The 26,286-nt window shown below is 72.3% G+C and carries 24 protein-coding genes and 1 pseudogene; 19 read left to right on the top strand and 6 right to left on the bottom strand.

Features of this window, described 5'->3' with window-relative positions:
- Position 1: 1 nt before the first annotated feature.
- A complete protein-coding gene (locus ACPPVO_RS58535; protein ID WP_426508498.1) occupies positions 2–487 on the bottom strand; it encodes a hypothetical protein in 486 nt (161 codons plus the stop codon).
- 10 nt (positions 488–497) lie between these two features.
- Positions 498–1,355: a sigma-70 family RNA polymerase sigma factor gene (locus tag ACPPVO_RS58530; protein WP_426508496.1), complete on the bottom strand. Its 858-nt coding sequence runs from the start codon at positions 1,353–1,355 to the stop codon at positions 498–500.
- 102 nt (positions 1,356–1,457) lie between these two features.
- Here ACPPVO_RS58530 and ACPPVO_RS58525 point away from each other — a divergent pair, with 102 nt between their 5' ends.
- Positions 1,458–1,913, top strand: a complete 456-nt coding sequence (locus ACPPVO_RS58525) for a carboxymuconolactone decarboxylase family protein (protein WP_360375161.1) — start codon at positions 1,458–1,460, stop codon at positions 1,911–1,913.
- 5 nt (positions 1,914–1,918) lie between these two features.
- Here ACPPVO_RS58525 and ACPPVO_RS58520 read toward each other — a convergent pair whose 3' ends face one another.
- Positions 1,919–2,857 carry an STM4015 family protein gene (locus tag ACPPVO_RS58520; RefSeq protein WP_426508494.1) on the bottom strand — a complete coding sequence of 313 codons (939 nt, stop codon included), beginning with the start codon at positions 2,855–2,857 and terminating at the stop codon, positions 1,919–1,921.
- Between the two features lie 97 nt (positions 2,858–2,954).
- Here ACPPVO_RS58520 and ACPPVO_RS58515 point away from each other — a divergent pair, with 97 nt between their 5' ends.
- The 4 genes from ACPPVO_RS58515 (at position 2,955) to ACPPVO_RS58500 (ending at position 8,254) form a co-directional block, all read left to right on the top strand.
- Positions 2,955–3,356 carry a hypothetical protein gene (locus ACPPVO_RS58515; protein ID WP_426508492.1) on the top strand — a complete coding sequence of 134 codons (402 nt, stop codon included), beginning with the start codon at positions 2,955–2,957 and terminating at the stop codon, positions 3,354–3,356.
- A gap of 4 nt (positions 3,357–3,360) precedes the next feature.
- Complete coding sequence (argS, locus tag ACPPVO_RS58510; RefSeq protein WP_426508490.1) at positions 3,361–4,962, top strand: arginine--tRNA ligase; 1,602 nt, start codon at positions 3,361–3,363, stop codon at positions 4,960–4,962.
- 121 nt (positions 4,963–5,083) lie between these two features.
- The gene (locus ACPPVO_RS58505) at positions 5,084–5,599 is read left to right on the top strand and encodes a hypothetical protein (protein ID WP_426508488.1); all 516 of its coding nucleotides are present in this window, start codon (positions 5,084–5,086) and stop codon (positions 5,597–5,599) included.
- Between the two features lie 96 nt (positions 5,600–5,695).
- A complete protein-coding gene (locus ACPPVO_RS58500; protein ID WP_426508487.1) occupies positions 5,696–8,254 on the top strand; it encodes a hypothetical protein in 2,559 nt (852 codons plus the stop codon).
- A gap of 491 nt (positions 8,255–8,745) precedes the next feature.
- Here ACPPVO_RS58500 and ACPPVO_RS58495 read toward each other — a convergent pair whose 3' ends face one another.
- Positions 8,746–9,300 carry a methyl-accepting chemotaxis protein gene (locus tag ACPPVO_RS58495; protein ID WP_426508485.1) on the bottom strand — a complete coding sequence of 185 codons (555 nt, stop codon included), beginning with the start codon at positions 9,298–9,300 and terminating at the stop codon, positions 8,746–8,748.
- A gap of 98 nt (positions 9,301–9,398) precedes the next feature.
- Here ACPPVO_RS58495 and ACPPVO_RS58490 point away from each other — a divergent pair, with 98 nt between their 5' ends.
- On the top strand, positions 9,399–9,707 hold the full coding sequence (locus ACPPVO_RS58490) for a hypothetical protein (RefSeq protein WP_426508483.1): 309 nt from the start codon (positions 9,399–9,401) through the stop codon (positions 9,705–9,707).
- On the opposite strand, the pseudogene ACPPVO_RS58485 reads toward ACPPVO_RS58490, so the two are convergent.
- A pseudogene (locus ACPPVO_RS58485) lies at positions 9,614–10,276 on the bottom strand (MCP four helix bundle domain-containing protein); the annotation flags it as partial. The gene ACPPVO_RS58490 and the pseudogene ACPPVO_RS58485 sit on opposite strands and share 94 nt — an antisense overlap.
- A 488-nt stretch (positions 10,277–10,764) precedes the next feature.
- Here ACPPVO_RS58485 and ACPPVO_RS58480 point away from each other — a divergent pair.
- The 5 genes from ACPPVO_RS58480 (at position 10,765) to ACPPVO_RS58460 (ending at position 14,848) form a co-directional block, all read left to right on the top strand.
- Positions 10,765–11,808 carry a suppressor of fused domain protein gene (locus ACPPVO_RS58480; RefSeq protein ID WP_426508481.1) on the top strand — a complete coding sequence of 348 codons (1,044 nt, stop codon included), beginning with the start codon at positions 10,765–10,767 and terminating at the stop codon, positions 11,806–11,808.
- Between the two features lie 57 nt (positions 11,809–11,865).
- Complete coding sequence (gene mgrA / locus ACPPVO_RS58475) at positions 11,866–12,855, top strand: L-glyceraldehyde 3-phosphate reductase (protein ID WP_426514909.1); 990 nt, start codon at positions 11,866–11,868, stop codon at positions 12,853–12,855.
- Positions 12,856–12,922: 67 nt separating this feature from the next.
- The gene (locus tag ACPPVO_RS58470; protein ID WP_426508480.1) at positions 12,923–13,267 is read left to right on the top strand and encodes a YciI family protein; all 345 of its coding nucleotides are present in this window, start codon (positions 12,923–12,925) and stop codon (positions 13,265–13,267) included.
- The gene (locus tag ACPPVO_RS58465) at positions 13,261–14,463 is read left to right on the top strand and encodes an RNA polymerase sigma factor (protein ID WP_426508478.1); all 1,203 of its coding nucleotides are present in this window, start codon (positions 13,261–13,263) and stop codon (positions 14,461–14,463) included. Before ACPPVO_RS58470 ends, ACPPVO_RS58465 begins: the two co-directional genes overlap by 7 nt.
- Positions 14,464–14,521: 58 nt before the next feature.
- Positions 14,522–14,848 carry a DUF5808 domain-containing protein gene (locus tag ACPPVO_RS58460; protein ID WP_360375181.1) on the top strand — a complete coding sequence of 109 codons (327 nt, stop codon included), beginning with the start codon at positions 14,522–14,524 and terminating at the stop codon, positions 14,846–14,848.
- A 4-nt stretch (positions 14,849–14,852) separates the two neighbouring features.
- Here the strand turns inward: ACPPVO_RS58460 and ACPPVO_RS58455 are convergent, their stop codons facing one another.
- Positions 14,853–15,275: an ester cyclase gene (locus ACPPVO_RS58455; RefSeq protein WP_426508476.1), complete on the bottom strand. Its 423-nt coding sequence runs from the start codon at positions 15,273–15,275 to the stop codon at positions 14,853–14,855.
- A gap of 90 nt (positions 15,276–15,365) precedes the next feature.
- Here ACPPVO_RS58455 and ACPPVO_RS58450 point away from each other — a divergent pair, with 90 nt between their 5' ends.
- The 8 genes from ACPPVO_RS58450 to ACPPVO_RS58415 all read left to right on the top strand — a co-directional run bounded on the left by ACPPVO_RS58450 (position 15,366) and on the right by ACPPVO_RS58415 (position 26,212).
- Entirely contained in the window at positions 15,366–15,980 is a 615-nt protein-coding gene (locus ACPPVO_RS58450) for a TetR/AcrR family transcriptional regulator C-terminal domain-containing protein (protein ID WP_426508474.1), read from the top strand.
- 125 nt (positions 15,981–16,105) lie between these two features.
- Positions 16,106–17,902: a molecular chaperone HtpG gene (gene htpG / locus ACPPVO_RS58445; RefSeq protein ID WP_426514908.1), complete on the top strand. Its 1,797-nt coding sequence runs from the start codon at positions 16,106–16,108 to the stop codon at positions 17,900–17,902.
- Between the two features lie 5 nt (positions 17,903–17,907).
- A complete protein-coding gene (locus ACPPVO_RS58440; RefSeq protein WP_426508472.1) occupies positions 17,908–19,095 on the top strand; it encodes an aminoglycoside phosphotransferase family protein in 1,188 nt (395 codons plus the stop codon).
- A 71-nt stretch (positions 19,096–19,166) separates the two neighbouring features.
- Positions 19,167–19,652, top strand: coding sequence for a hypothetical protein (locus ACPPVO_RS58435; RefSeq protein ID WP_426508471.1), 486 nt, complete (start codon positions 19,167–19,169; stop codon positions 19,650–19,652).
- The gene (locus tag ACPPVO_RS58430; protein WP_426508470.1) at positions 19,652–21,001 is read left to right on the top strand and encodes a hypothetical protein; all 1,350 of its coding nucleotides are present in this window, start codon (positions 19,652–19,654) and stop codon (positions 20,999–21,001) included. The genes ACPPVO_RS58435 and ACPPVO_RS58430 overlap by 1 nt, the downstream gene beginning before the upstream one ends.
- A complete protein-coding gene (locus ACPPVO_RS58425) occupies positions 21,001–22,299 on the top strand; it encodes a VWA domain-containing protein (RefSeq protein WP_426514907.1) in 1,299 nt (432 codons plus the stop codon). Before ACPPVO_RS58430 ends, ACPPVO_RS58425 begins: the two co-directional genes overlap by 1 nt.
- 11 nt (positions 22,300–22,310) lie before the next feature.
- A complete protein-coding gene (locus ACPPVO_RS58420; protein ID WP_426508469.1) occupies positions 22,311–23,423 on the top strand; it encodes an ATP-binding protein in 1,113 nt (370 codons plus the stop codon).
- On the top strand, positions 23,420–26,212 hold the full coding sequence (locus ACPPVO_RS58415) for a DUF5682 family protein (protein ID WP_426508468.1): 2,793 nt from the start codon (positions 23,420–23,422) through the stop codon (positions 26,210–26,212). The genes ACPPVO_RS58420 and ACPPVO_RS58415 overlap by 4 nt, the downstream gene beginning before the upstream one ends.
- The last annotated feature ends 74 nt before the right edge of the window (positions 26,213–26,286 follow it).

The raw sequence follows: 26,286 nt of genomic DNA, 5'->3' as shown, positions 1-26,286 counted from the left end.
GTCAAGCCTTAGACGCCGAGGACTGGCACTCGGCCACGGCGTAGAACCACACGCTGTCCTCGGAGCCGTTCGCGATGTACTTGATCACCTTGTTCAGCGGCAGCGTGAACCCGCCGTCGCCGGTGGACAGCACCGACGCCACGGGCAGGCCGCGGTCGCCGAGCAGGCGCCGGATGTCGGGGTACTCCGCGGTGAAAACGTCGTAGTCGATCCAGTCGTAGGTGCGTTCGGCCGCCATGCGGATGGCCTCGCCGACGTAGGCGCCCGCGCGCAGCACGGTGCGCGACCAGTCCTGGCCCATGCGTTCGGGGCGGTGCTCGTGGAGGTACTCCAGGTAGGTGTCGACGACCGTCAGACTGTCCAGCGAGCCGTCCAGCGCCTTACGGTCGAGGCGGTCCGGGTGCACGATGTCGTCGCCCGAGGGGTCGTCGAGGTGGCCCGTGAACAAGGCGGCGAAGTCGGCGAAGATTTCGTTGACGTCCTCCATCCGGGCGAGTCTAGAGCAGCGTCATCTCCAGCTCGCCGAGGTCTTCGGGCTCGGCCACGGCCTCGATGGCGGTGATGCGGCCACCCACCACGGTGAACAGCAGCGCGACCCGTGGGCGGCCGGGCGGGGCGACCAGTGCGCCCGGCAGGCCGGAGAAGTCGGCCAGGCGCGCGCCCGTCGCGCGGCCGTTGAAGAAGGCCGCGACGACCTCGGCGCCGCGGGTCTCGCCGTGGCCGCCCATCCGGGCCGCGGTCTCGTCGGCGCGCATGACGACGTCGGGGTCGAGCAGCGTCAGGAGGCCGCCGAGGTCGCCGTCGCGGGATGCCTTGAGGAACGCGCCCACGATCTCGCGGCGCCGCTGCACGTCGCCCTCGCTCGCCGTGCCGCCGCCGGTCTGCACGCGGCGCCGGGCGCGGCTGGCCAGCTGGCGGGCGGCCGCCGGGCTGCGGCCGACCACGACCGCGATGTCGTCGAACGAGACCGCGAACATGTCGTGCAGTACGAACGCCAGCCGCTCGGTCGGGCTCAGCGTCTCCAGCACCACGAGCAGCGCCAGCCCGACCGAGTCGGCCAGCATCGCCTCCTGCTCGGGGTCCACCCCGGCGGCCGGCGGCTCGGCGACCGGCAACGGGTCCTCCCGCCGGTTGGCGCGGGCCCGCAGCATGTCGAGGCAGATCCGCCCGACCACCGTGGTCAGCCAGGCCCCGAGGTTGTCGAGCTCGCCCGGGTCCGTGCGGTTGAGCCGCAGCCAGGCCTCCTGCACCGCGTCGTCGGCCTCGCCGGCCGAGCCGAGCATGCGGTGCGCGACCGCCCGCAGCCGCGGCCGCAGGTCCTCGAACCGCCGCGCCAGCGCATCGTCGCTCGTCATGTGCACCCCTTTTGTGGCCTACGCCACATATGTCACATGCCCCGTCGGTGGGGCGTCATACCAGCGACGAACCAAACCGTTCCGATGTGACAGGAGACGACGATGCCGGCTCGAATCGACACTTCCGCCGTGAACCCGGACGTGGCCAAGGCCATCAACCTGCTCTACAAGGCGGCCCACTCGGCCGGCGTGCCGCAGAGCACGCTGGAGCTCGTACACCTGCGGGCCAGCCAGATCAACGGCTGCAGCCCGTGCGTGGACTCGGGGGCGCGCGCCATGCGCAAGGCGGGTGAGACCGACGAGCGCCTCTTCTCGGTCGCGGCCTGGCGCGAGACGCCGTACTTCACCGAGGCCGAGCGCGCCGCCCTGGAGCTGGCCGAGGCCGCCACCCGCCTCGCCGACAAGGGGGATGCGGTACCGGACAAGATCTGGAACGCGGCCGCGGAGCACTTCAAGGACGAGGAGCTGGGCGCGATCGTGCTGTGGATCGCGACGACCAACTTCTTCAACCGGATCAACGCCGCGACCCGTACCCAGGCGCCCCAGAACTGGGGCTGAGCGGCCTACTCGGACACCGCCGTGTACCGCCCCCAGCGCTCCTCCGTCTGCTGGTCGGCCACGTCGACGTCCACGCCCGGCAGCTCCGCCACGACCCGCGCCGCGAACTCCGCGGACAGGTAGTTGCGGCGCAGGCTGAGCCGGCGCAGGTGCGTGAGCGGCTGCCCGGCCAGCAGCGCCTCGGCCCCCTCGTCGTCCAGCACGCCCATGGAGAGGTCCAGCTCCTCGAGCCGGCCGACGAGCGGGGCACCGGCCACCGCGGCCGCGATCCGGTCGGCGATCTCGGCGTTGCGCAGCCCCAGGCGGCGCAGCGCCGGGAACCGGCCCCCGGCCAGCAGCGGCTCCAGGTGCCGCACGGTGACGTCGCCGCCGTAGTTGCGCACGCCGAGCCAGAGCTCCAGGTGCTCGAGCTTGGGCAGGTCGCTGTCGAGCACCGCGGTGACGACCTCGGCGGGCAGGCCGCCGGACTCGAACGCGAGCTCCTCCAGGCGCGGGTGGTGCAGCGGGGCCAGCTTGAGGTTCTCGGAACCGCGCACGCGCAGGACGCGCAGCTTCGGGTACGCCTCCAGCAGCGGGTTCAGGTCTCCCTGGCGGATCCAGGAGACCTCGCACTCGTCGCCGGTGATGTCGCCGAGGAACAGCGCCTCGAGGTTCGGCAGCCGGTGCGCGACCTCGCAGAGCTTGACGATCGGCGCGTCGGCGAACGCGGCGTACCCCCACGGGCCGAGCACCAGCGCGTGTACCGCCGCCGTGTCGACCCCGTCGAGCAGCTCGTCGAAGGCCGCGTTGAAGGCCGGGTTCGGGCCTTCGCTGTCGTCGGAGTCCTCTTCCCAGAACTCGAACCGCCAGGCGGCCGGCCCATCGACGTCGGGGAGTGGCTCGCCCTGCGCCACCGCGACCACGGGCCGCCCGGCGAAGGTCTCGGTGTTCGCGTGGAACGTCACGCGCCGAACCTAACAGGCGGTGCCATGACATCGGTCACGGTCCGGTGGTGACGGCGGGCAGAAGTACCGAATCCTTCCCGCCCATAACTTCATCGGCATGACCGAGAAGAACGTGAACCGCACCCTCGCCGCCGTCCTCGCCATCGCCGCGTTGCACGTGGTCGCGATCGGGGTGACGCTCGTGGCGCTCGGGTCCGCCGGCGTCGGGGCGGTCGTGCCGCACCTCGTGCTCGCCGTGCTGCTGCCCCTGCGGGCGTACAAGCTGCGCAGCGGCCGGCCCAAGGCGCGCCGCATCCTCACCGTCGTGCTCGCCATCCAGATCATCGCGCACGTCACGCTGCCCGGCGTGATCGCGCAGATGCCCGGGTACGCCGCGCCCATCGTCGCGCTCCAGGCGCTCTCCCTGGTCGCCGAGGTCGCCGCGATGGTCTTCCTCTGGGCGCCCGCCGGCGCCGGCGTTATTCAGGGGCGCGGCAATCGGAGCGTCGCTAGCCTTTGAAGGCATGGCTGACATCGGCAAGGTGCTGCGGGACAGGCTCGCGGCCGCGTTCGAGACCGTGACCGGATCGACCGTCGACCCCGTGCTGCGCCGGTCCCGCCACGCCGATTTCCAGGCCGACGGGGCCCTCGGCCGGCCCGACGCGCGGGCGGTCGCGGCGGCCGTGGCCGAGGCCGCCGACCTGGGCGACCTGTGCTCCGACGTGCGCGTGGTCGGCCCCGGCTTCGTCAACCTCACGCTCGCCGACGCCGCGCTGGACGGTTGGCTCGCCGCGGCCGCGGCCGACCCGCGGCTCGGGGTGTCCACAGTGGAGCCCGAGGTGGTCGTCGTGGACTACTCGGGGCCGAACGCCGCCAAGGAGATGCACGTCGGGCACCTACGCTCGACCGTCATCGGCGACGCGGTGGTGCGGGTCCTGGAGTACCTCGGCCACACCGTCATCCGCCAGAACCACCTCGGCGACTGGGGTACCAACTTCGGCATGCTCGTCGAGCACCACGTCGACGGCGCGACGTTCGACCTCAGCTCCTTCTACGCCGCCGCGCGGCGCAAGTTCGAGACGGACCCCGACTTCCAGGAGCGCTCGCGCCGGCGGGTCGTGCGGCTGCAGGCCGGCGACCCCGACACGATCGCGCTGTGGCACTCGATGATTGACTCTTCGCAGCGGTACCTCATGAGCGTCTACGACCGCCTCGGCGTACGCCTGCAGGCGGCCGACTTCGCCGGGGAGAGCAGCTACAACGCCGCGCTCGACGGCGTCGTCGACGACCTTTCCGCGCTGGGCCTGCTGCGCGAGAGTGACGGGGCGCTGTGCGCGTTCCCGGACGGCTCCACGACCCCGCTCATCGTGCGCAAGCGGGACGGCGGCTACGGGTACGCCGCGACCGATCTGGCGGCGCTGCGGTACCGCATCGACGAGCTCAAGGCGACCCGGCTGCTGTACGTCGTCGGCGCCCCGCAGCGCCGGCACCTCGAGATGGTCTTCGCCGTCGCGCGCGCCGCGGGCTGGCTGGCCCCTCCGGTGCACGCCTCGCACATCGCGTTCGGTTCGGTCCTCGGCACCGACGGTAAGATGCTGCGCAGTCGGGCCGGCGGTGCGATCAAGCTCACAGAGCTGCTCGACGGGGCCGTTGCCCGGGCCGACGATCCCGCGATCGGCATCGGCGCGCTGAAGTACGCGGATCTGTCCAGCGACCGCATCAAGGACTACACGTTCGACTACGACCGCATGCTGGCGGCGACGGGCGACACGGCGCCATACCTGCAGTACGCGCACGTCCGGGTGTGCTCGATCTTCCGCAAGGGTGACGTGGGCGGCGTGGAGGGCCCGTTCGCCGTCACCCATCCGGCGGAACATGCGCTGGCGATGGAACTGCTCGAGTTCCCCGGCGTCGTGGCCCGGGCGGGGGAGACGCTCGAGTTCCACCGCCTCACCGCGCACCTGCACGCGGTGGCGGTGCGCTTCAGCGCGTTCTTCGAGCAGTGCCCGGTACTGCCGGCGCCCGAACCGGTGCGCGCGAGCCGTCTGGCGCTGTGCGCGCTGACCGCCCGTACCCTCCGGACCGGCCTTGACCTGCTCGGCATCGACGCGCCGGAGCGGATGTAAGACAGTGCAGCGACGCATTTGACTGCTACGATCCGGCGTCCGCTCGCTGCCGGGAGCCCGGAATGCCCCGCAAAGTGACGCCTGAGCGTGACGCTTCCCACACATTGAGGAGATCCCCACAATGCGACGGCTTTTGACCGTGGCAATCCTCGCCGCACTCGTCGGCACCGCCGCGGCCTGCGGCGACAGCACCGACAACAACACGTCGGCCTCGTCCTCCACCGGCGCGACCCCCGCGGCCACGTCCGCCTCGCCGACTCCCACGGTCGACGTCAAGGCGAACACCAAGGCGGTCTGCGGTAAGGCCGAGAAGATCATCACCGAGGACAACGTGAAGCCCATCGGTGAGCAGATCGGCATCATGATCGCGGCCAAGCAGTCCAAGAACAAGCAGGCCGAGACCGCCGCGGCGGCCAAGGCCAAGCAGCTCGCCGACGCGCTCGCGGAGCAGCTGCGCGCCCTCAAGGCCGAGGCCGCGGACCCGAAGCTGCAGGCCGCGCTGGACAAGGGCGCGGACGGCATCAAGCTGTTCGGCTCGCCGGACTACCTGGCGAAGATCAACACGCTGAACGACATGGACAAGCTGACGACCGACATCGACGCCGCCGGCAAGGACCTCGAGGCGCTCTGCGCCTGACGCTGCGTTGGTCGATGCCCCGCTCTGCGTCATCGCAGGGCGGGGCATCGCCGTTTTGTCAAGCCGAAGTTGTACCGCTGTGGCAGGCTTCCGGGCGTGGTAGATCCATCGGGTGTCTCCACCCTGGACGAGCTCTCCGGACTCCTGCGCGACCTGCGGCGACGGCAGGCGCGGCGGGTCCGCTCGTCCCCGTTGACCTTCGGCGAGCTCGCCGCGCGCACGGGCTGGCCGCACGCCGCCATCGGCGCGTACTTCGACGGCCACACGCTGCCGCCGGCCGAGCGCCTCGACGCGCTGCTCCGCCTGCTGGGCGCCTCGCCGGCCGAGTGCTTCGCCTTCGCCTCCGCGCGCACGCGCATCGAGAGCCTCTCGGACCACCGTGCCCAGCTCCCGTTCGTGGCGCGCCCGCGCCGCCTCCCACCGGCCCCACCCGGTTTCGCCGGCCGGGCCGGCGCCGTCGCCCGCCTGGACACCCTCCTGCCCGGCGCCCGGGCCGTCTTCATCGGCGGTCCCGCGGGCGTGGGCAAGACCGCACTGGCCGTCCACTATGGACACCGAATCGCCGACCGCTTCCCCGGCGGCGCCGTCTTCCTCGACCTGCGCGGCTCGGGCACGCCGCTGTCCGCGGCCGAGGCGCTGCGCATCCTGCTGGACGCGCTGGGCGTGGCACCGGCGGACCTTCCGCTCGGCGTGGCCGCCCGCACCGGCCTGTTCCGCACCTTGACCGCCCGCCGCGGCGTGCTCCTGGTCCTGGACGACGCCGCGGACGCCGCCCAGGTGCGACCGCTGCTGCCGGCGGCGGGGGACAGCGTCGCGCTGATAACGGGCCGCGGAGATCTGCGGCCACTCGCCGACGATGCGGCGGCCGCGCTCGACCCGGCGGCGGCCGCGCTCGACCCGGCGGCGGCCGCGCTCGACCCGGCGGCGGCCGCGCTCGACCCGGCGGCGGCCGCGCTCGACCCGGCGGCGGCCGCGCTCGACCCGGCGGCGGCCGCGCTCGACCCGGCGGCGGCCGCGCTCGACCCGGCGGCGGCCGCGCTCGACCCGGCGGCGGCCGCGCTCGACCCGGCGGCGGCCGCGCTCGACCCGGCGGCGGCCGCGCTCGACCCGGCGGCGGCCGCGCTCGACCCGGCGGCGGCCGCGCTCGACCCGGCGGCGGCCGCGCTCGACCCGGCGGCGGCCGCGCCCGACCCGGCGCTCGTGGCGCTGTCGGGGAACGTGCTCGCCTCGATCGTGCCGGATCGTGCGGTCCCCGTGCACGGCTCGGTCTCGGCGGACGGTTCGGCTTTTGTGGCGCCGGATCGCGCCGTCCCCGCTGACGGTTCGGCCTTCGTGGCGCCGGATCGCCTCGTCCCTGCTGATGGTTTGGCCGCTGTTGTGCTGGGCCCGATCGACCGCACCGAGGCCCGGGCCATGCTGGCGGCTCGAATGGGCGCCGAGCGGGTCGCGGCCGAGCCCGAAGCCGTGGACCACATCATCACCGCGTGCGGCCGCTCGCCCATGGCGCTGGCGGTCGTGTCCGCGCGCGTGGCCCTGCATCCGGACCTGCGCCTGTCCACGGTGGCGGACGCGCTGGGCGAGGCGACGGCGTTCTCCTGGTCGTACGACCTGCTGACCCCCGCCGCCCAGCACCTCTTCCGCGGCTTCGGCGCCCACCCGGCCCAGGACCTCTCCACCATCGACGCGGCCGTGATCCTGGACGGAAAGTCCACCGTGGACTCTTTGACCGAGCTCGCGCGCACGCAACTGATCACCGAGGTCCGGCCCGGCCGCTACGCGATGCACGCACTGCTGCGCGAGCACGCGGCCGCCCGCACCCCCGACGCCGAGCGCGAGGCCCTCGAGGACCGGATCGTCGGACACGGCTCCTCGTTCGCCGTGCTGGGCCTGGCCATGCGCCGCCGCCGGTACCGCGACGCCTGGCGCATCGCCGACGCCGTAGACGGCCACCTGGACGCCACGGGCCGCTGGGACGACCGCATCGCCGCCCAGGAGATCGCCATCCGCGCGGCCGAACACCTGGGCGCCCCGGCACTGCTGGCCCGGGCCCAGCGCGCCCAGTCCGCGGCGTACCTCCGAACCGGCCAGCACGAGGCCGCCCTGCGCCGCCTGCGCGAGGCCGCCGACTGCTTCCACGCCCAGGGCGACCCGGCCGCGGCCGCCCACTGCCGCCAGGACCTGGCCGCGCTCCTGGAGTCGATGGCCCGCTTCGCGGAGGCGATCGTCCACGACGAGCTGGCCCTCGCCCTCTTCCGCCGAGCCGGCGACCACCACGGCCAGGCAACGGCCCACGCCGCCGCCGCGTGGCACTACGCCCAGGCGGGCCGAGCCGCGGAGGCGGTGGCCCACGGCGAGGCGGCCCTGGCCCTGCACCGCGAGCTGGACGACCCGCACGAGGTGGCCGCGGCCCTGGCCCATCTCGGCCGCGTACACGCCGCCCTGGGCGAACGCGAACGCTCCCTGGAACGCCTGCGCGCCGCCCTGGACCGCTACACGGAGCTGGGCGACCGCCTGGACGAGGCGGACACCGCAACCCGCCTCGGCGACGCCTTGGACGGCGCCCCGGCAATAGGCCTGTGGCGACGAGCCCACGCAATCTACGAGCGCCTGGGCCACCCGGCCGCCGCAACGGTAGCCGCGCGCTTGGGCATCTGAGAGCCCCAACGCGCAGAGCACTCGGCCGCCCCAACGGCGAGCAGTCCGCGACGGTGGGTAGTGCGTGCACCGTGAGCAGCGAAACTCGGCGGCGGCCAATGCGTGGGCCGCGGGGTAGCGGAGCCGTCCCATGATCGGCGGCAGGTGGTGCGCGGGCTGTCAGCAGCGGCAACGCCCCGCGAGCGCGGCAGTCGGTGCGCGGGCCGCGGCTAGCGGAACCGTCCCACGATCGGCGGTGGGCGGTGCATGGGCCACGGGTAGCGGAGCCGTTCCCCGCGAGCAGCGGCGGGTGATGCGCGGGCCGTCAGCAGCGAGCCGTCCGGCGCGCGCGTGGGCCGTCGGCATTGGGCCGTCCCGCGAGCAGCGGTGGGTGATGCGGGCCGTCGGCGGCGAGCCGTCCGGCGAGCGCGCGTGGGCCGTCGGCAGTGAGCCGTCCGCGAGCGTGCGCGGGCTATCAGCAGCGAGCGGTCCCGCGAGCGCCCGCGGGGTCGTCAGTAGCGGAATCGGCCCACGAGCTGCTGCAAGCGGTCCGCCATGGTTGCCAGCTCCGCCGAGGCCGTGCGCGACTCGCCCACGCCCGAGCTCGTCGTCCGCGACGCGTCGGTCACCCCCGTGATGGTCGACGCGATCTCGTCCGTCCCCGCCGCCGCCTGGGTCACGTTGCGGCTGATCTCGCTCGTGGTCGCCGTCTGCTCCTCCACCGCCGCCGCGATCGTCGTCTGGTGCTGGCTGATCTCCCCGATGACCGTGCTGATCTCCCCGATCGAGGCGGCCGCGGCCCGGGCGTCGCTCTGGATCGCCCCCACGCGCCCGGCGATGTCCTCGGTCGCCTTCGCCGTCTCCTGGGCGAGATCCTTGACCTCGTTGGCGACGACCGCGAAGCCCTTGCCCGCCTCCCCGGCGCGCGCCGCCTCGATTGCCGCGTTCAGCGCGAGCAGGTTCGTCTGCTCCGCGATCGAGGTGATGAGCTTGAGCACGTTGCCGATCTCGGACGACGAACTGTCGAGTTTGGCCACCGTCCCGGACGCGGCCTCGGCGGCCTGCACCGCGGCCGCGGCCCACCCCGGCCGCCTGCGACGCCGACTGCGCGATCTCGCGGATCGACGCGGACATCTCCTCGGCCCCGGCCACCACGCTGTGTACGTTGCCCGCCACATGCGTCGCCGCGGCCGCCACCGAGTCGGAGCGGGTCGACGCCGACTCCGCGGTGCGGGCGATCTCCTCGTTGGTCGTGGCGAGCCGCCCGGCCGCGCCGGCGACCCCGGTCGCGGTGTCGGCGACCGCGCGGACCGTCTCCCGGGTGCGGGCCGTGGCCGAGTCCAGTGCCGCCGACATGCGCCCGATCTCATCGCGGCTGTCCGAGCCCGCCACGCGGGTCAGGTCGCCCTCGGCCATCGCCGTGAGCACCGAGCCGACCCGCCGCAGCGGCCCGACGATCCGGCGGACGGTGTAGGCCGCCACCGCGCCGCCGAGCAGTACGCCCGCGGCCAGCACGGCGATCAACAGGAAGCGGGCCCGGTGGTAGTCGGAGCGGGCGAGCGCGACGAGGTCCTTGGCCTGGGTCGACTCGGCCGCCGCCGCCTCGTCCAGCGCCGCCATCGCCTTGTTCATCACCGGGTTGGCCTTGTCCGTGGCGATCTGCTCGAACGTCGCCAGGTCACCGGTCCGCGCGGCCGGCAGCTGCTCGCCGTTGCGGATCTGCTTGTACTCGGTCCAGTCGGACTCGAACTCGTGGACCCCGTCGGAGTCGGCGGTGTGGGCGGCGTAGGCGGCGACGTCGGTGTCCACGCCCGCGTCCGCCGCCGACAGCTTCTGCTCGGCCGCCGCCTTGTTCGGCGACAGGGCCACGTCGCGGATCGCGATGCGGGCACTGAGCGCCTGCGCGCGCAGGTCGGCCAGCTGCAGCGACGGGCGCAGGTTGTCGCGCTCGATCACCTCACCATGCGCGTACACGGCGCCGAGGCTGCTCACCCCGACGAACCCGGCGACGATCGCCGCCACGGTGAACAGGCCGCTGATCATGAAGATCTTCACGGCAACGGGCCTGTCCGCGAACCAGCTCACGCCGTCACCTCCGCAAGCTCCCGCGCCGGCGTGCGCCCCGCCCTGTGCTTCCCGGCCGCGGGCAGTCCGCATCGCGGACCGCCCGCGGGCAGTCCGCGATGCGGCATACAGCTCGTGCCCGCCGCCCCGGCGAGCTCCGGGGCCTCCGCCAGCTCCCAAGCCGGCGCGAGCCTCGCCCAGCGGTCCGGCGCGGAGGCCGCGAGCGTGCCCGCGACGAGCGTGCCGGCCACGGACATGTGTTTCGCCGCAGGCGTCGGCGCCGGAGTGTGCCCCGCGCTGTGTTTCCGGCTCCCGGGCACCCCGCGTCGCTGCGTACCGCTCACGCCGTCGCCTCCGCTGCGTTCGGTCGGTTCGACCTCCCCGCGATGCTGATCGTCCCCGCGCGGCACCGGTGAAGGATTTTCTCGGGGCATGCCGGAAGGCCATCGAACGGGTTTAATCACCGCATGACCTCCGAAACGCCCGGCTGGGACGCCATCGACGCGGCGCTGGAGCGGCTCTACCCCGGCGTCGAGCCCCGCCACCTCGGCACGCTCCTCAAATGGGCACTCGGCGGCCCGGATCCGCTCGACGGCATCAGCTTCTACCCCCGGCTGGATCCGGTGCCGCATTGGCACGCCGTCACCTACGGCATGAGCGAGCTCTACGGCAAGCAGTCCGACAACCCCGACGAGTCCGGCTGGGGCTTCGAGTTCACCTTCCGGATCCGCCGCGACCCGGACGAGGTCGAGCCGCCGATCTGGGCCGCGAACTTCCTGCAGAACCTCGCCCGGTACGTCTTCCAGACCGGCAACTGGTTCGAGCCCAACCATCACATGGACCTCAACGGCCCCATCGCGCTGGACCACGTGACGCTCATCCGGGCCGTCGTGTTCACCGAGGACCCGGAGCTGGGCGCGATCGACACGCCCAACGGCGCCGTGCAGTTCCTCCAGGTCGTCGGGATCACCGCCGACGAGTACGACGCGACCCAGGCCTGGAGCGTGCGCGAATTCCTCGAGCTGCTCGTCCGGCACATCCCGCTGCTGGTCACCGACCTCGGCCGGGCCTCCGTCACCGACGACGTGAACGTGGCCGAGACGGTCGACGAGGGCCGCCGGCTCGACGGCTCCTCCACCGCCACCCTCGCCCTCGCCGAGTTCGGGTGGCGCCCCGACGGCGACCTGGTCCGCCTGGTGATGGGCGCGCACGTGGCCCCGCGGGTCGCCGAGACGCTGCTCGGCCGCCTGCCATTCGGCCGCACGCTGCGCCTGGACGGGCCCGAGAGCAGCGCCGAGTTCTCCGCGGGCAGTTTCTTCGTCGGTACCGCACCGGGTGCCGAGGACCAGCTCCAGGTCGTGCTCACCGACGAGGCCCTCGACGGCCTGCTCCAGGTGCTGGTGCCCCTCGCCGGCGTGCGCGCGGCCCCCGGCGCGGAGCCGCTCGTCGTCGAGATCGTGCGCTCGGAGATCCGCGACCCGGAAGGCAACGTCGTCCGGACGATCGGCTGATCCCGTCCTACTGTGAAGGTCGTGGCATACACCGCAGACGGTTCGCGCTATGAGCAGATGCAGTTCCGCCGGACCGGCCGCAGCGGCCTGAAGCTGCCGGCCGTCTCCCTCGGGCTGTGGCACAACTTCGGCCACGACCGGCCGCTCGACGGGCACCGGGCGCTGGCCCGGCGCGCCTTCGACCTGGGCATCACCCACTTCGACCTGGCCAACAACTACGGGCCGCCCTACGGCTCGGCCGAGGAGAACTTCGGGCGGATCCTGGCCACCGACCTCCGCCCGTACCGCGACGAGCTCGTCATCTCCTCCAAGGCCGGCTACGACATGTGGCCGGGCCCGTACGGTGAGTGGGGCTCCCGCAAGTACCTGACCGCGAGCCTCGACCAGAGCCTCAAGCGGATGGGCCTGGAGTACGTCGACATCTTCTACTCCCACCGCTTCGACCCCGAGACGCCGCTGGAAGAGACCATGGGCGCGCTCGACGCCGCGGTGCGGGCGGGCAAGGCGCTCTACGTCGGCGTCTCCTCCTACTCGCCGGCCAAGACGGCCGAGGCCGCGGAGATCCTGCGTGGGCTCGGCACCCCGGCGCTCATCCACCAGCCCTCGTACTCGATGCTCAACCGCTGGATCGAGGACGGCCTGCTCGACGTGCTCGAGCGTGAGGGGATGGGCTGCATCACCTTCTCGCCGCTGGCCCAGGGCATGCTCACCGACCGCTACCTCGACGGTGTGCCGGAGGGGTCGCGGGCGAGCGAGAACAGCTCGCTGTCGCCGGAGTGGCTCACCGAGGAGAACCTCGGCAAGATCCGCGCCCTGCGGGACATCGCGGCGGCCCGCGGGCAGAGCCTGGCCCAGATGGCGCTCGCCTGGACGCTGCGCGACCCCCGGGTCACCTCGACGCTGATCGGGGTGAGCAGCGTCGCCCAGCTCGAGGACAACGTCGCGGCGCTGGCCCGCCTGGACTTCTCCGCCGAGGAGCTCGCCGCGATCGACGAGCACGCTACCGAGTCGGGCATCAACCTCTGGGCGAAATCCAGCGCCCACTGATGTCGAATCCGGGCCGGCCGTGTTCGTACAGCTGGTACGAGTCGCTTCGTTCCGTCTGGAGGAAACCATGAGGCTGTACCTGCTGAGCGTCATCGAGCCGAGCGTCGGCGAGCCGCCGCCGCCCGCCGAGATGGAGAAGATCATGGCGCAGGTCGCCGAGCTCGACCGCAGCCTCAAGGAGGCCGGAGCCTGGGTGTTCAGTGGCGGCCTGCACCCGCCGGGCACCGCCACGACGCTGCGGCCCAAGGGCGACGACGTGCTCGTCACCGACGGCCCGTATGTGGAGGGCAAGGAGCACCTCGGCGGCTTCACGATCGTGCAGTGCGAGGACCTCGACGCGGCCCTCGACTGGGGCCGCCGCGCCGCCGAGGCCACCACTCTCCCCGTGGAGGTGCGGCCCTTCCGATGGTGAGCGGGACGGTCGAGCGGGTCTTCCGGGAGGAGTACGGCCGTGCCGTGTCCGTGCTGGTCAAAACCTTCGGCAACATCGACCTCGCCGAAGAGGCGGTGCAGGAGGCTTTCGCGGCGGCGCTGCAGCGCTGGCCGGACGGCGGCGCGCCGCCCAGCCCGGCCGGGTGGATCATCACGACCGCGCGCAACCACGCAATCGACCGGCTGCGGCGCGAGGCTCGGCGCGCCGAGAAGCATGCCGAGGCCGACTTGATCTACAACGTGCCCCCGGACGAGACCGACGACCGCCTCCAGCTCATCTTCACCTGCTGCCATCCGGCGCTGGCCCGGCACGCGCAGGTGGCGCTCACGCTGCGGCTGCTCGGCGGCCTCACCACGCCCGAGATCGCCCGGGCGCTGCTGGTGCCGGAGCCGACGCTGGCCCAGCGCATCGTGCGCGCCAAGACCAAGATCCGTGACGCCGGCATCCCCTACCGGGTGCCGCGTGCCGCCGATCTGCCCGACCGGCTGGCCGCGGTCCTCGCGGTGGTGTACCTGATCTTCAACGAGGGCTACGCGGCCAGCTCCGGCGGCCTTGTCCGCGACGACCTGTGCGCCGAGGCGATCCGGCTCGGGCGGATGCTGCGCCGCCTGATGCCGGACGAGCCGGAGGTCGCCGGCCTGCTGGCGCTTATGATCCTGGCGGCGGCCCGCCGCCCGGCCCGGGTCGACGAGTCCGGCGGCCTGGTGCCGCTGCCGCGCCAGGACCGCTCGCGATGGGACCGCGACGCGATCGCCGAGGGGCACCGCCTGGTGCGGGAGTGCCTGCGCCGGGGCCGGCCCGGCCCGTACCAGATCCAGGCGGCCATCAACGCCGTGCACACCGACGCCCCGAGCGCCGGGGCGACAGACTGGGGCCAGATCGTGCGGCTCTACGACCAGCTCATGATGGTCGCGCCGTCGCCGGTCGTCGAGCTCAACCGCGCCGTCGCGGTGGCCGAGACGGACGGCCCGGACGCCGGCCTGCGGCTGGTCGAGGGCCTCCCGCTGCCCGGCTACCACGTGTTCCACGCCGTGCGCGCGGACCTGCTGCGCCGGGCCGGGCGCCTGTCCGAGGCCCGGGCCGCGTACGAGACGGCGGCCGAGCTGACCGGCAACACCGCGGAGCGTGACTACCTGCTGACGCAACGCTCGGCCCTCTCTCCTCCTGTGTCGTAACTGTTCGCGGTTCGGCGCAGCGCTCGACCATCTTGTCGTCGAGTGGGATGCTCGAAAGATGACCCATCCGGTGCTCGCTCAGCTGCTCGCGGTCGCGTTGGTCGTCGCGATCTGTGCGCTGGCCGTCGTCGTCATCCCGATCAACCGCCGGGGCGCACCCATCAGCGCCCGGACCCGCCCGGGTCGCCGCGACGACGAGCGTGGCTGGTACGGCTTCATCTACGCCAACCCGGATGACCCGAACCTGCTCGTGCCCAAGCGGCTCGGCCTGGGCTGGACGATCAACTTCGGGCACCGGCGGGCCTGGCAGGCGGTCTTCGGCCTGCTGGCGTTCATCGCCCTGAGCATCGTCATCGGCACGGTCGCCGGCCACCAGGGCCGCTGAGGCCTCAGCCCACGGTGGGCCAGTCCCACCCCAGCTGTAGAAACATGCCCAGCCGGTCGCTGACCGCCCGGATCTCGGCGATCTTGCCTTCGTGCAGGGTCATGACCCAGATCTGCTCCACCTCGCACGAACGGCCCGTGGGCTCCGGCATCCGCGGGTGAAATCCGGTGTGTGTCCCGCGCACGATCAGCCGGGCGACCACCGTGTCGCCCTCGGCGATGAGCTGCTGCGGATACATCCCGCCCTCGCCGAACGCGTCGAGCTGCTGCCGGAACCCCTCGAACGCCGCCCCGGGCGCGTCCTCCTCGCCGAAGATGACCTTGTTGTGGTCGACGACGTCGTCCGCCATGTACTTCCCCCAGTCGGCGATCCGCCGCTCGCTCACGGCCTGGAAGAAGTCCGCCACCACCTGCTTGTTCGCGTTCATCGCGCTCGATTCCTTTCTTACGTCGTAAGTTTGCTGCGGCCGAGTGTAGACTTACGACGTAAGAATCCGCAACCCCGAGGAGAGCCGGCCGTGGCAGCGAAGCGTCAGCGCGGCGAACGCGCGGGCCTGACCCGCGAACAGGTGCTGGACTCCGCCCTGGCGCTCGTCGACCGGGTGGGCCTCAACGGGCTCACCATGCGCGCGCTGGGCGCGGAGCTGGGCGTCGAGGCGATGACCCTGTACCACTACGTCCCCAACAAGGACGCCCTGATCGACGGCATGGTCGAGCGCCTCTTCACCGCCGTCCACCCGGCCGGCCCGGGCGGCGACTGGCAGGCACACCTGCGCGGCTACGCCCACGGCCTGCGAGCCGCGCTGCTGCGCCACCCCGGCGTCCTGCCCGCGGTGAACCGCCCCGCGGTCACGCCGGCGGCGCTGGACGCCGCCGAGGCCGGCCTGCGCACGCTGACCGAGGCGGGCTTCACGATCGGCGACGCGCTGGACGCGCTGAACGCGCTGACCGTGTTCGTGCTCGGGCACACCGCGGCCGAGGTCGCCATCGGCCCGGACGGCCCGCTGCCGGTGGACGCCGGCCGCCATCCGCTGCTGGTCGAGGCCGTCGAGAGCGGCGCCGGGCTCGACGACGCGGCGCGGTTCACCTTCGCGGTCGACGCCCTGCTGGCGGGGTTCGACGCGGTGAGGTGACGACGTGCCCGCCCGCGACGGGCCTTGGGTTGAGTATTGTTTTCGGCGGCCACAGCCTTCGAGAAGGAGCCGAAGTGAGCGAAACGCTGGAGTTCCAGGCCGAGACGCGACAGCTGCTGCAGTTGATGGTCCATTCGATCTACTCGAACAAGGACATCTTCCTGCGCGAGCTGATCTCGAACGCCTCGGACGCGCTGGACAAACTGCGCCTGGAATCCCTGATGAACAAGGAGCTGGAGGTCGACACCAGCGACCTGCACGTCCAGCTCGAGATCGACAAGGATCAGCGCACGCTGACCGTACGGGACAACGGCATCGGCATGTCCCACGAAGACGTCGTCTCACTCATCGGTACCATCGCCAAGTCCGGCACCGCGGAACTGCTCAAGAAGCTTCGGGAGTCACCCGAACAACAGCAGCGGGCCGAGCTCATCGGGCAGTTCGGCGTCGGTTTCTACTCGACGTTCATGGTCGCCGACAAGGTGACGCTCGTGACCCGCAAGGCCGGCGAGAGCCAGGGCACCCGCTGGGAGTCGGCGGGCGAGGGAACGTATGAGATCGAGTCGCTCGAGGACGCGCCCCAGGGCACCACGGTCACGCTGCACCTCAAGGCGGAGGACAGTGAGGACCAGCTCTTCGACTACACCGCGGAATGGAAAGTCCGCGAGATCGTCAAGAAGTACTCCGACTTCATCGCCTGGCCGATCCGGCTCGCCGGCGCCGAGTCCGACGCGCCGCTGAACTCGATGAAGGCGCTCTGGGCCCGCCCGCGCAGCGAGGTCGCCGCCGAGGAGTACAACGAGTTCTACAAGCACGTCAGCCACGACTGGACCGACCCGCTCGAGACCATTCACATGAAGGGCGAGGGCACCTTCGAATACGAGGCCCTGCTCTTCATCCCGGCCCGCGCCCCCTTCGATCTCTTCATGCGCGACGGGCATCGCGGCGTGCAGTTGTACGTCAAACGCGTGTTCATCATGGACGACTGCGAGGCGCTCACCCCGCGGTACCTCCGCTTCGTGAAGGGCGTCGTCGACGCGCACGACCTCTCGCTCAACATCTCCCGCGAGATCCTGCAGCAGGACCGCCAGATCCAGGTCGTCCGGCGCCGTCTGGTGAAGAAGGTTCTCTCCACGCTCAAGGAACTGCCCGCGGAACGGTACGCCACGTTCTGGAACGAGTTCGGCCGCGCGCTCAAGGAGGGCCTGCTCGACGACGCCGAGAACCGCGACACCCTGCTCGATCTGATCCGCCTGCCCTCGACGCATTCGGCCGAGGAGCCCACCTCCCTGCGCGACTACGTCGAGCGGATGAAGGAGGGCCAGAGCGACATCTACTACATGACCGGCGAGAGCCGGGCGATGGTCGAGAACTCGCCGCACCTCGAGGCGTTCCTCGCCAAGGGTTACGAGGTGCTCATCCTCGCCGACCCGGTCGACGAGGTGTGGGTCGAGCAGGTCACGCAGTACGACGGCAAGCAGTTGCAGTCCGTGGCCAAGGGCCAGGTCGACCTCGGCAGCGAGGAGATCCCCGCGGAGCGCACCGAGGGATTCGCGCCACTGCTGAAATGGCTCGGCGAAAAGCTCGAGGCGGACGTCAAGGACGTGCGCCTTTCCACGCGCCTGACGACGTCGGCGGCGTGCATTGTCGGCGACGAGCACGACATCACACCGACGCTGGAGAAGATGTACCGCGCGATGGGTCAGGAAATGCCGCACACCAAGCGCATTCTGGAGCTCAATCCCGACCACGCGCTCGTTTCCGGGCTCCGCGAGGCGTTCGCGGCGGATGCGGAGGCGCCGGCGCTGGGTGAGACCGCGGAGCTGCTCTACGGCATGGCGCTGCTGGCCGAGGGCGGCGAACTGGCCGACCCGTCCCGCTTCACCCGCCTGCTGGCCGACCGCCTGGCGCGTTCCCTCTGACGGCCGTGAACCTTCCCGCGCGCACCGTCGTCCTCGTCCTCGTCGACGGGGACGGCGGTGTGCTGGGCGCGCTGCCGCCCTTCGAGGTGGGGCTGCCGTGGTGGCCCGAGGTCGAGGAGATCGTCGACGGAGCCGACGAGCGGTTCGGGGCCGGGGTGAGCGTGCTGCGGCTGCTGCACGCCGATCGGTCGCACCCGCCCGGGGGCATCGTGACGTACCTCGCGCAGCTGGAACGCGGCCGTCCGGCGCTCGAACCGACGTCGTTCGAGCTGAGGCCGCATCCGCGCCGGGCGCCCTACGCCGAAGTGGGCGGGCCGGCTGAGTCGCTCGCCTGGGCGCGGGATGTATTGGCGGGGGCGGGTTACGGTACACCCGAGCGAATCCGGCAGCGGAAAACCTGGAATCTCTCGGGTTTGTGGCGGCTGGACACGGCCCGCGGGACGGTTTGGCTCAAGCACCTGCCGCCGTTTCTGCGTGCGGAGCACGAGGTCCTCGCGTGGCTCGGCGCGGTCGCGCCCGGGTCCGCACCGCCGCTGATCGCCGCGGACGGGACCGGCCGGCAACTGCTCGGGCACCTGCCGGGCGAGGACGGCTTCTTCGCACCCGCCTCGGCGCGTCTCGCCATGGCGGACCTGCTGCACGGGCTGCAACGGCGGGCGCTGGAGGACGTGGACGCGCTGGCCGAGCGGGATGTGCGGGACCGTCGCGGCGGGCTGCTGCTCGAGCAGATCGTGGCGACGGCGGAGCCGTGGCTCGGGGAGGTCTTCGGCCTCGACGCCCTGGTGGTCGGCCTGCCCGCCCGGCTCGCCGCGGTGGACGCGTGCGGGGTGCCCGAGACGCTCGTGCACGGTGACTTCCACCCGGGCAATGTGCGTTTTTCGGCGACGGTACCGCCTGCCGTTCTCGACTGGGGGGACGCCTTCCTGGGTCATCCCGCGTTCGACGTGATCAGGCTGTGCGAGGGCCTCGAGCCGGAGGACGCCGAGCCGCTCATCGAGCGCTGGGCCGCGCAGTGGCGGCAGGTCGCGCCCGGCAGCGATCCGGTCCGCGCGGTGCGGCTGCTCCGGCCCGTGGCCGCGCTGCTCGGCGCCGTCGTGTACGCGACGTTCGTCCAGAACATCGAGCCAAGCGAATGGCCGTACCACACGGACGACGTCGCGAACGGGCTGCGGAGCGCCGTCGAGCTGGGCTGACGCGTTTTTGTCGTACCCATGCGATACAACTTCTGGCGTCACGGAGCACCGGATGCTGGAGGTCGATAATCTTGAGCGTCGAAACGCGCTCGACGGCGGTCGTCATACCGCCCGTACAGCCCCGCAGGCTGGCCAAGGTGCCGTTCGTCGAACTCACCGACGGCCGCCTGCAGGGCGTGGTGTCGAGCGGATCTGACATCGAACGGGTCTATGTCTCCTCGATCGGCGCCGGCTCCCACGGGCTGAGCTGCAGCACCAACAACAACCGGCCGTGTGGCGGCCTGCGCGGCGCCAATCCGTGCAAGCACCTGGTCGCGCTGCTCGACGAGGCCGAGCTGCAGTACGGGCGCGAGCGCGTCGCGCGCTACCTGCGCATCGAGGTCGACGAGAGCACCCACCTGGTGCGGGGGCTCAAGGCCCACCACGAGCCGTCGCCGGCCGCGACCGTGTTCAGCGGGTTCCTGCGGCACCTGGCCTATCTGGAGCTTCCCGGCAGCGACGAGCCCATCCCGGAGCTGCACTGGTTCCCGTCCGTCGCGCCGGCCGGGGAGCGCTGATGCTGTCCACGCTGTTCGCCGGAGCCGGCACCGGCCCGGACCCCGAGATCGACGCGGCGCTCGAGACCGCCGGCGCGGTCGACGAGGGCCTGCTGCACGGCTTCGCCCGCATCGACGACGACCGGACCGCGGCGCTGGCCGGCCTGGCCGGGGCGTTCGCCGGCAGCCCGCTGCGCGAGGCGGTCGCCGAGGCCGTCGACAAGGTCGCGGCCGGCTCGGTCGCCGACGACCACCTCTTCGCCCTGGCCGCGGCCCGGATCGCGCTCTTCGGCTCGGTGCACGACGCCCTGCTCGCCCGGGCCGACGCGGCGCTGGGGCGGCCGCGGGCCGACTGGCGCGGCGAACCCGGCCCGGCCGCGGCCGCCACCCACCTGCTCGGCGGCGCCCGGTCGTGGCTGCGCGAGCTCGCGATCACCGGCTGGCGGGGCGTCGACCACGACCTCGTCGCCGCGGCCGGCCAGGTGATCGAGGCCGCGTTCGGCGACCCGGAGCTGCGCCGCCTCGCGGTGCTGCTCGACGGGCTCGCCGCGGAGCTGCGGGCCGGGAGCCCGATCGCGACGATGGACCCGGTGCCCGTGCGGCGCTGGGCCGACCTGTGGAGCCGCGCGCTGCTGCTGGCGCACGACGGCGGCCGGGCGCAGCGGGCCGCGCAGGCCGAGACGGTCACCGGCCGGCTCTTCGTCCTCGGCGTCGACGTCCACGAGCACCCGACCGCGGTGCAGGTGCAGGTCCACGGCGTGCTGGAGGCCGCGGGCGCACCCACCCGGCTCGTGCGGGCGAGCGTCTCCGCGGCGAAGGTCGACACGATCGTCGGCCCCGCGATCTGGCGCCTGCTGGCCGGGCACCCCATGCTGCTGACCGCGCTCGCCGAGCGCCGCGCGCTCGACCTGACCGACATGCCCCTGCTGGCCGGCGGCGACCTGATCTGGCGCGACGCGCAGGCCAAGCCCGGCGACCCGGCCGACCCCTTCACCACCGCCCGCGTGCACCTCGGCGCCGCGCTCGCCCCGGCCACGCCGCCGCTGGAGCGGCACCCGGCCCGCATCGCCGAGCCCGTGTTCGTCGACGACCTCTCGACCGTCGCGCTCGACACGACCCGGCTGCCGGCCTGCGGGCCGCTGATCCCGGAGATCGTGTCCGCCGCGAACGCGTGCATCGGGCTGCTGCGCTGGGACGACGGCGCGTGGACGGTGCAGCCGCTCGGGGTGCAGGTCACGGTCAAGAAGAAGCAGACCGGCGTGCACACCGCCGACTGGGCGCTCGGCCCGGCCGACGCGAAGCTGGCCAAATCGGCCGGCGAGGCGGTCGAGGTGCTGCGCGAGCGGGCCGGAAGGTTGCTGCGCAAATGATGACCGCGGACGAGAACCGGCGCCAGGTCCTCTACTGGCGCATGCTCGGCCGGCTCTTCGAGGCCGACGAGCAGCTGTCCCTGGAGTCCGCCAGCGTCGCGATCGTCGACGACATCGGCCTCCCGCCCGCGCTGCTCGACCCCGGCGTCACGGTCGACAACCTCGTGCAGCGCCACCCGGAGCTGGCCGGCGAGTTCGAGGGGCTGATGGCCCCCGGCGACGGCGAGGACGGCGACGGCGCCGAGGTGCGGCGGGCCGCGCTGGTGTCCAAGCTGCTCATCAACGTCTTCAACACCGGGCACGGCAACGTCAGTGCCACCCAGCTCGCCAACTGGCAGGCCGACGCCGGGTGGTTCGAGAAGGCGCTGGGCCTCGACCCGGGCGAGCTGCGCGGCCGGCCCAACGCCGGCGGGCTCGCGGGCGTGCTCGGCGGCATCGAGGGCGACCTGGTCAAGCGGATGCACCTGCGGGAGGTGCTGGCCAACCCGGCGCTGGCCAAGCAGCTGACCCCGAGCATGTCGCTCATCGAGCAGCTGCTGCGGGACAAGAACAACCTGTCGGGGGTCGCGCTGGCCAACGCCAAGGCGCTGATCCGCCGGTTCGTCGACGAGGTGGCCGCGATCCTGCGCACCCAGGTGCAGCAGACCAGCGTCGGCGAGATCGACCGGTCGGTGCCGCCCAAGCGGGTGTACCGCAACCTCGACATCGAGCGCACCATCTGGAAGAACCTGACGAACTGGAGCCCCGAGGACGAGCGGCTCTACGTCGACAAGCTCTTCTACAAGCAGACCGCCAGGCGCACCACGCCGGCGCGGCTCATCGTGGTCGTCGACCAGTCCGGCTCGATGGTCAACGCGATGGTCAACTGCACGATCCTGGCCTCGATCTTCGCGGGGCTGCCGAAGGTCGACGTGCACCTGGTCGCGTACGACACCCGGGCGCTGGACCTGACCCCGTGGGTGGCCGATCCGTTCGAGGTGCTGCTGCGCACGCGGCTCGGCGGCGGCACCGACGGCACGGTCGCGATGGCGCTGGCCCAGCCGAAGGTGTCGGACCCGCGCAACACCGTGGTCGTCTGGATCTCGGACTTCTACGAGTCGCAGCAGCAGGTGCTGTTCGACTCGATGCAGGCGATGCACCGCTCCGGCGTCAAGTTCATCCCCGTCGGCTCCGTGAGCAGCGGCGGGCAGCAGAGCGTCAACCCGTGGTTCCGGCAGCGCTTCAAGGACATGGGCGCGCCGGTGCTCTCCGGGCACATCAAAAAGCTTGTCTTCGAACTCAAGAGCTTCCTGGCATAGGAGACCCCCTCATGACTGAAATGCTTCGTGCCCCCGCCGAGGTCAAGTACGCCGAGGAGCTCGACTGGCTCGAGTCGGTCGACGACGGCCCCAAGCCCTTCTCGTGGCGGCTCAGCCCGCGGATGGTCCGCCTGTTCGTCCTGGGCTCCGAGCGCGCCGACGGCCTCGACCGCGAGATCTCGCAGAAGTGGTTCGGCGACCGCAGCTTCGTCGAGCGCAGCATCGTGACCCTGGCCTCCGACCGCGGCCTGCTGCTCATCGGCGACCCGGGCACCGGCAAGAGCTGGCTCGCCGAACTGCTCGCGGCGGCCATCTCGCGCAACTCGACGCTCGTGGTGCAGGGCACGGCGGGCACGACCGAGGACCACATCAAGTACTCCTGGAACGTCTCGATGGTCATCGCGAAGGGCCAGTCGCGCGCCTCGATGATCCCGTCGCCGATCATGACCGCGATGGAGAACGGGGTCATCGGCCGGTTCGAGGAGCTGACCCGCTCGACCAGCGACGTGCAGGACGCGCTGATCTCGATCCTGTCGGAGAAGTACGTCTCGATCCCCGAGCTCGACGAGGACAACATCGTCTTCGCCCAGCCGGGCTTCTCGATCATCGCCACCGCCAACAGCCGCGACCGGGGCGTCAACGACCTGTCCTCGGCGCTGAAGCGGCGGTTCAACTTCGTGCGGATCCCGGTGGTGACCAACAAGAAGAGCGAGGCGGAGATCGTCCGCTTCCGCACCAGCGAGCTGCTGCGCCGCCACCAGATCGAGCTCGACGTGCCGCCGAACCTGCTCGACATCCTGCTGCAGAGCTTCGCCGACCTGCGCACCGCGGCCGCGTCGGCGACCAGCGACGACGAGAAGCTCGAGTCGGCGCTGTCGACCGCCGAGCAGATCGGCGTGCTGGAGGACGCGATCCTGCACAGCACGTTCTTCGGCGACCGCAGCCTGCGGGCCGAGACGCTCGCCGGGTCGCTGGTGGGGTCGCTGGCCCGGCGCAGCCCCGAGGACCTGGCGATCCTGAACAAGTACTGGCACGGGGTCGTCGAGCCGCGCAGCAAGGAGGACGGCGGGGAGTGGCCCGCGTTCCTCGAGGGCGGCCGTCAGGCGATCGCCACCCTGTCATGAGCGAGCCGTTCAACGCCCTGCGGACCCAGATGGTGGAGGCGGCCACCGCCTTCGCCGCGGGGCCGGGCGCCGTGCCGGAGATCCTCGCCGGCATCGTCGACGACGTCGACCGGGCGCTGCGTGAGGAGCTGGAGATCTTCCCGGTCTGCCACCACTCCCCGGCGTCGGGCCTGGCGATGGTCCGGCGGCTGCGGGAGAAGCGGCCGAAGGTCATCTACCTGGAGCTGTGCGAGGACCTCGGGCCGCTGCTGACGGAGCTGCGCAACTGCCGGCTGCCGGTGGCGCTGCAGGCGTTCGCGTCGCAGCTGGACGGGTTCCCGCAGGACTGGGGGCCGCTGAGCATCGTCGCGCCGATCACCGAGGCGTCGGCGGAGTACCAGGCGATCGCCTATGCGCTGGAGACCCCCGGCGTCGAGCTCGTGCTCGTCGACCGCTCCACCGACCACGTCTTCCAGTGGCAGCCGCGCGAGGAGCACGACACCCCGCCGGCCGAGGGCGCCGAGGAGGCCGAGGACACCGACCTGCACGGCGACGCGATCGGCATCGAGATCGGCGACCTGCGGCCGCGCTTCGCCGAGCTGGAGCAGCACCTGCTGCACCACGGCAAGGTGCGGCACTGGTCGGAGTGGTGGGACCAGTACGTCGAGCAGCCGCTGGCCGGCGCCGACTACGCCACCTACCGGCAGGTCATGGTGCTCATCGGCAGCCTGTTCCGGCGGCTCGCCCCGTCCGACACGCGGCGGGTCAAGGTCGACGAGGACCGGGAGCGGTACATGTGGACCCGGATGCGCGAGCACCTCGCGCGCACCGGCGTCGACAAGGCCGACTGCCTCTACGTGTGCGGCGCCTTCCACGCGGCCAGCCGGGTCGAGGAGTTCGGCACCGCCGAGGGGGTGCCCGACTTCGACATCAGCCCGCGCACCGCGACGAAGTGGCTGTACGGGCTGATCCCGTCGAGCCACTCGGCGATCGAGGCGCAGTTCGGCCTCGCCTCCGGCTCCGTCTCGATCGCCGCGGCCACCTGGCAGAAGGCGGTCACCCGGGCCCGGCTCACGCCGTTTCAGCTCGAGGGCCAGAAGGGCAGCCGCAAGCGCAAGGCCGCCCCTCAGGAAGCCGGCGGCCCGGCGGCGGCCGGCGAGCCGGTGGCGGACCAGCTCAGCGGGTTCCTCGCCAGCCCGCCGGCGCTCGACTCGCTCGACGAGGAGGAGCTGCTCGGCTGGTGCGTCGACATCGTCCGGCTCGCGCGGCGCAACGGCTACCTGGCCAGCACCGCCGACGCGATCGCGGTGTTCGAGACCTCGATCCTGCTGGCGGGCATGCGCAACCGGGCGCGGCCGACGCCGTACGACTTCCAGGACGCCGCGGTCACGTGCATCGAGAAGGACTCGACGCCGGGGCGGCGCGACGTGCGGCGGTTGTGCGAGATCCTGCTCGGCGGCGACCGGGTGGGGCAGGTCGGGTACGAGGCGCTGCCGCCGCTGGCCCAGGACGTCTACAACCGGCTGGCCCCGATCGGGCTCGACCTGACCCGCGCCACGGTCCAGCGGGCGCTGCTCGACCTGGCCGGGCGGCCCGAGCTCGGGCCGGCCTCGCATCTGCTGTGGATGCTGCGGTACCTCCTGCCGGACGGCGCGGTCCGCCCGATCATGGGCTCGCGGCGGCTGGGCGAGAAGTCGATCCAGGAGAGCTGGGACCTCGCGATCGGCAAGCACCAGCGGTACATCATCGAGCTCGGCTACGAGGGCGTGACCGTCGAGCAGGTGGTGGAGCAGCGGCTGCGCCGGTCGGTGTGGGCCCATGACGCCACGGCGGCGGTCGCGCTGCGGGCCGTCGAGGACTCGATCCTGTTCCTGGGCAGCCGCCGCTTCACCGACGAGCTCGGCGCCCGTGCGGTCGAGCTGCTCGCGGCCGAGCGCACGGTCGACGACGCACCGGAGGTGCTCAAGCGGATCCGGCGGCTGCTGGCGCACTACCGCGCCACCGAGCCGACGCTGCCGGCGTGGGCGGAGTCGTTCGTGACCGCGGGTTACGCGCACTACTGCACGCTGCTGCCGACCGCGTTCGTCGACGACGAGACGGGGGTGCGGCAGGTCGCGGCGATGCTCGGGTTCCTGTTCACGATGGAGAGCCTGGCGCTGTCGCTGGGCTGCGACCGGGCGCAGCTGGAGCTCGCCGTGCGCCAGTCGCACCCGGAGAGCCCGGCGAAGGTGGCGCTGCTGTGGTCGGCCCACCACCAGCTGGGGCTGCTGCCGCTGAACGACCTGCGGGCGCGCGGGGCCGAGCTGCTGGCCAACCCGCTGGTCGTGCCGTCGGTGCCGCAGTACCTCAGCGGGTTCATCCAGGCGCTGGACCCGGCGCCGAAGCTGACCCCGTTCGTGGTCGAGTTCATGTCGAACGCGTTCGCCAAGCTGCCCGACCCCGTGCTGCTGCCGTGGCTGCCGACGCTCATCACCACGCTGCGCGACCAGGCGGGCGAGCTCGTGCCGATCCTCATCCGCGAGGCGGGGCGCACGTTCCCGGCGACCCTCGCGGCGCTCGACACGTTCGTGCCGCCGTGGCGCGCCGCGCGGAAGCCGGCCCCCGCGGCGGCGGCGACGGCCCCGTCGACCGGCCCGGTCGGCGCGTTCCTCGCGGCCCACCCGGTCACGACCGACGCGCTGGCCCTGGCCCTTGGCCTGGCGGCGACCTGGTCGACCGCTCAGGCAAGCGGCGGCGAATCGCTGGCGCTGCTGGCCGAACACCCCGCCACGGCCGAGGCCCTGGCTGCTCTGCTCGCCGCACCGGTCTAGGTCCTGTCCTGCCGGTCATGTCGAGCCGGGACGAGGTCCAGATTTCGCCTGCGTGTGCCCCGCGGAGGACTGGC

It is taken from the genome of Dactylosporangium sp. McL0621, assembly GCF_049995355.1.
GTDB lineage: Bacteria > Actinomycetota > Actinomycetes > Mycobacteriales > Micromonosporaceae > Dactylosporangium.
Note: the sequence above shows the minus strand (reverse complement) of the source record. Positions and strands in the feature narration are given on the sequence as shown.

Bases quoted from the DNA above. Each gene is read 5' to 3' on its own strand.
- ACPPVO_RS58420 (WP_426508469.1), top strand. From the start codon at position 22,311: ATGACTGAAATGCTTCGTGCCCCCGCCGAGGTCAAGTACGCCGAGGAG.
- ACPPVO_RS58515 (WP_426508492.1), top strand. From the start codon at position 2,955: ATGACCGAGAAGAACGTGAACCGCACCCTCGCCGCCGTCCTCGCCATC.
- mgrA (WP_426514909.1), top strand. From the start codon at position 11,866: ATGCAGTTCCGCCGGACCGGCCGCAGCGGCCTGAAGCTGCCGGCCGTC.
- htpG (WP_426514908.1), top strand. From the start codon at position 16,106: ATGGTCCATTCGATCTACTCGAACAAGGACATCTTCCTGCGCGAGCTG.
- ACPPVO_RS58465 (WP_426508478.1), top strand. From the start codon at position 13,261: ATGGTGAGCGGGACGGTCGAGCGGGTCTTCCGGGAGGAGTACGGCCGT.
- ACPPVO_RS58460 (WP_360375181.1), top strand. From the start codon at position 14,522: ATGACCCATCCGGTGCTCGCTCAGCTGCTCGCGGTCGCGTTGGTCGTC.
- ACPPVO_RS58530 (WP_426508496.1), bottom strand. From the start codon at position 1,355: ATGACGAGCGACGATGCGCTGGCGCGGCGGTTCGAGGACCTGCGGCCG.
- ACPPVO_RS58430 (WP_426508470.1), top strand. From the start codon at position 19,652: ATGCTGTCCACGCTGTTCGCCGGAGCCGGCACCGGCCCGGACCCCGAG.
- ACPPVO_RS58470 (WP_426508480.1), top strand. From the start codon at position 12,923: ATGAGGCTGTACCTGCTGAGCGTCATCGAGCCGAGCGTCGGCGAGCCG.
- ACPPVO_RS58480 (WP_426508481.1), top strand. From the start codon at position 10,765: ATGACCTCCGAAACGCCCGGCTGGGACGCCATCGACGCGGCGCTGGAG.
- ACPPVO_RS58505 (WP_426508488.1), top strand. From the start codon at position 5,084: ATGCGACGGCTTTTGACCGTGGCAATCCTCGCCGCACTCGTCGGCACC.
- argS (WP_426508490.1), top strand. From the start codon at position 3,361: ATGGCTGACATCGGCAAGGTGCTGCGGGACAGGCTCGCGGCCGCGTTC.
- ACPPVO_RS58415 (WP_426508468.1), top strand. From the start codon at position 23,420: ATGAGCGAGCCGTTCAACGCCCTGCGGACCCAGATGGTGGAGGCGGCC.
- ACPPVO_RS58525 (WP_360375161.1), top strand. From the start codon at position 1,458: ATGCCGGCTCGAATCGACACTTCCGCCGTGAACCCGGACGTGGCCAAG.
- ACPPVO_RS58455 (WP_426508476.1), bottom strand. From the start codon at position 15,275: ATGAACGCGAACAAGCAGGTGGTGGCGGACTTCTTCCAGGCCGTGAGC.
- ACPPVO_RS58425 (WP_426514907.1), top strand. From the start codon at position 21,001: ATGACCGCGGACGAGAACCGGCGCCAGGTCCTCTACTGGCGCATGCTC.
- ACPPVO_RS58535 (WP_426508498.1), bottom strand. From the start codon at position 487: ATGGAGGACGTCAACGAAATCTTCGCCGACTTCGCCGCCTTGTTCACG.